We start from the raw sequence: 300 nt of genomic DNA, 5'->3' as shown, positions 1-300 counted from the left end.
GGCTCCGGCATGCCCTGGGAAGGTCCGCTCGATCAGATCCTGCAATCTATTGAAGGGCCCGTCGCGCGGATCGTCGCGGTGATCATCATTACGCTGACCGGTCTGACCTTGGCTTTCGGAGAGACCAGCGGCGGGATGCGAAAGCTGATCCAGATTGTGTTCGGTCTTTCGATCGCCTTCGCCGCCACCAGCTTCTTCCTGACTTTCTTCAGCTTTGGCGGCGGAGCGCTGGTCTAGTGGCGGAAGGCTATGAAATCCCCCTCCATCGCTCGCTGACCGAGCCGATCCTGATGGCGGGCG

1 protein-coding gene is annotated in these 300 nt (G+C 61.0%); it reads left to right on the top strand.

The window, feature by feature from the left end; translation table 11 throughout:
• The coding region (locus B4F73_RS15440) for a TrbC/VirB2 family protein (protein WP_290483716.1) at positions 1-237 on the top strand (237 nt) is incomplete at its 5' end.
• Positions 238-300 lie beyond the last annotated feature (63 nt).

The sequence above is a fragment of the Hyphomonas sp. UBA3601 genome (assembly GCF_002375605.1).
Taxonomy (GTDB): domain Bacteria; phylum Pseudomonadota; class Alphaproteobacteria; order Caulobacterales; family Hyphomonadaceae; genus Hyphomonas.
The sequence above is the reverse complement of the archived record's forward strand: the minus strand, read 5'-3'. Positions and strand labels throughout refer to the sequence as shown.